Below are 2,966 nucleotides of genomic sequence, written 5' to 3' on the forward strand. Positions count from 1 at the left end.
TCACACGATGTTACAATCCAAACTTCTAAGGATAGAGTAGTAAGCTTACTGACGGATCCCTTCCTCCTCACCGGAGTCTTTGGTCATATCAACATACTACAAGTTTATGACAAAAAAGAAGGAAAATATGTGACACCTTCTTCACTTTCAGGCTTCTCGAACAGGTTCTTAGTAATATACATCTTCGGAACACCAGACACAAAGATGAACTTCTTTGAAGGGGAAATGGAAGGGCCAGTATACTCGTCAGAGGGTGTAATTTATAGAGGATGGACAAAAGACCAGAAATTTACTTGGGAAATGAAACTCCAAACCAAGGCAATAAAGCCTATGGAAACGCTTGTAAGAATAATTATAACTGCTGACTACAAAGTATCTGGTCTAGATAAAATACTAGGGAGGACTCCTTTCGCCTTAGCTCAACATATAGTAGAAGATCACATAATACCGTACATAAAATACTATCTTAAGACCCAGAGCGACATTGGAATAGAAGGTATAACACCGACAAAACTACTGGAAGAACAAGGCACATTTAGCCAAATATTACCAAAGATAACAAAAGCAAGCGTAGACGTAGAATACGGAATAGTAGTAATAAAAGGAGAAGACGTAAACGGAAGAATATTAATTAAAAACGGAAGAATTGCGAAAATAAATGTGAATTACAAAGGACAAATAATACAAGGACAGGACGCTATTCTTGAACTAATAAGTTTATCCGATACAGTCAGAGCAACACTTTACGCAGTATATATAGATGAAGTGTTGATGACTAAACTCGAAAAATACGCACTCAGTAATACTTCTCAAGAAATCAGCCCTGAATGAATTAAAAATTAGGAGTAAATCGTTTATTTTGTATAATTTTTATCAAATCTAAACTGCTAGTTTATAAAGCGGGAATATATTTAGTTTTTTATTGAAAGTATAATTTAATGAATGAAAAAATAAAGAAAGACAAACCAGACTTAATACTTGACCTAAGAGGAGAACCTTGTCCGGAGCCCCAGATAGAGATCGTAAAAAGACTTAATCAGATGAAAGAGGGTGAAGTTATTGAGATTATAAGTGATAACGAACCAGCAGAGCTTTCAATACCAATGATCTGCGAGTCTAGAGGTTATCCGTGCGAAATAAAAAGAGATGGTAACACTTTTAGAATTAGGATCCTCAAAACTAAGTGATTTTTTATTACTTAGTAGAGAGTAACTTCTTAAATCGTAATGCATCATCAAAAGAGTAGATGTTATTGAACATTACGTACGACCCGTCGGTCACCATGTTCTTCAATACTTTGAGGTCGTCGTCGGTATACTTGTAAGAATAGTTCACTTCACCTTTTCCTATACCGTGAAGTCTGTAGTATTTCACCGTTGTTAATGAAGTGTGCTTGAAGGGGTCTACTACGTGGATCACACCGGACTCCTCTACGACCTTCCTCAATAACTCCAGCTCATTATACCATTCTCCCCTAGGTTCCCAACCATATTTGAATTTCTTGTCAAGGATGGAGAAATAGTCTATGACAGCCCTAGCGTTACGGTCGGACGGTTTAAAGGACGCAGGAGACTGGAAAATGACTATCTTAGCGTTCAACTCCTTTGCCTCCCTTAACGTGATCTCAGTAGCTTCCTTAACTTCCTTAGTATCCTTAAACGACCCGTAATTTTTAGCATCTCCGAACTTATGTTTCATTCTCTTGTAGGTACTCGTGTTATATTCGTGAGTTATTATTTGTAGCGCCTTTATTGTGAGCTCTACATTGTTTTCTTCAGCTAACTTCCTCCATTTTTGCAATTGAATGTCACTAACAATGTCGTAAAATGTTTGTTGTATCTCTAAGGCGTCGAAATACCTGAAGTGTTTATAAGTGAAACCGCAAGTACCTACCTTAATCACAATGTAAATCTTGTAGTGGAGGTTTAAAAACCGGATTCCCTTAACACCTAATTCCTAGTTCATCCTTAACTTCATTAAGGACTTCGTCATTCAACTCACAAAGCCACTTAAGATATGGCGAAAAATAAGGGATGAATGAAAAATACGAAATATTAGGGTATTTCTTCACGTACAATAGTTACCTCATATTTTCTAAAATTTCTCACTATAATACTTAGTCTTTCTACTTCAGTCTTCATTCTCGGTGAATAATCTTTTAAACATAGAATTAGTCTTTAATCCAATAATGTTTTTTGGCAAGTTAATATCCGGTTTGGCTGGAGGAATTTTTGAATTATTTTTCTTTATAGACGACCTATCTATATTTGCGGATATTTCTTATCACCTAACTCACATGTCCTCAATATTGTTAGGCGTATTTCTTCACATAATAGTAGCTGTAGTTGTTTTTACAATCGGGGTGACTATTATTGAGGCGAGTGGTATAAGGCCAAACAATATCCCGTCTTCGATAGTACTCGGACTACTTTTCGGTTCTTCCGTCCTCTCCATTTTCAGTTTACCAATTCATTTAATCCTCCTACCTTACACGATCACATTACCGTACATAATAGCTCATCTTTCTTACGGTTTGGTGTCTTACTTAATTTATTACTTGTTACAACGCAAATAGAGGACGAGTTTATAAAACCTTTCACGTTTCAAAAACGAGGTTATGTCTACACAGTCCTCTTCATTACTCCTTTTTCTCCTTGGCTTGTAGTCTTGAAGGCTTCTCTAAAGCTCGTTATTATACTCAGTAAACCTATGAGTCCAACAGTCATTACTACCAACAGGAAGCCGACATCTATAGCGTCGAGGTTAGGAATTGAAATCCCGGTTGAAATTGCAAAGTTGTCTATCTGCGGCAATACTATTATCAGTGCACCGACTACCATGAACACCAACCCGCCGTAATATAACACCCTGCCTGCAGACTTCCTAGCTACATAAGTGATCTGTTCTTCGCTAGCCTTCTTAGCCCTCAATATATTTCCGAATATTGCTCCAAATATTATCTGCAT

At 36.9% G+C, this 2,966-nt stretch carries 4 protein-coding genes and 1 pseudogene; 3 read left to right on the forward strand and 2 right to left on the reverse strand.

The window, feature by feature from the left end; all coding sequences use genetic code 11:
• On the forward strand, window positions 1-831 hold an 831-nt coding region (locus tag WIW89_RS11165; protein ID WP_337720828.1), incomplete at its 5' end, for a hypothetical protein.
• A gap of 107 nt (window positions 832-938) precedes the next feature.
• Entirely contained in the window at window positions 939-1,187 is a 249-nt protein-coding gene (locus tag WIW89_RS11170; RefSeq protein ID WP_337700502.1) for a sulfurtransferase TusA family protein, read from the forward strand.
• 7 nt (window positions 1,188-1,194) lie between these two features.
• On the opposite strand, the gene WIW89_RS11175 is transcribed toward WIW89_RS11170, so the two are convergent.
• On the reverse strand, window positions 1,195-1,902 hold the full coding sequence (locus tag WIW89_RS11175) for a DUF72 domain-containing protein (protein ID WP_337720829.1): 708 nt from the start codon (window positions 1,900-1,902) through the stop codon (window positions 1,195-1,197).
• A 286-nt stretch (window positions 1,903-2,188) separates the two neighbouring features.
• Between WIW89_RS11175 and WIW89_RS11180 the strand changes: the two genes are divergently transcribed.
• Window positions 2,189-2,575: a hypothetical protein gene (locus WIW89_RS11180; protein WP_337720830.1), complete on the forward strand. Its 387-nt coding sequence runs from the start codon at window positions 2,189-2,191 to the stop codon at window positions 2,573-2,575.
• A 46-nt stretch (window positions 2,576-2,621) separates the two neighbouring features.
• Here WIW89_RS11180 and WIW89_RS11185 read toward each other — a convergent pair.
• A pseudogene (locus WIW89_RS11185) lies at window positions 2,622-2,966 on the reverse strand (hypothetical protein); the annotation flags it as partial.

The sequence above is a fragment of the Stygiolobus sp. CP850M genome, from assembly GCF_037389425.1.
In the GTDB taxonomy this organism is placed as follows: Archaea; Thermoproteota; Thermoprotei_A; order Sulfolobales; family Sulfolobaceae; genus Stygiolobus.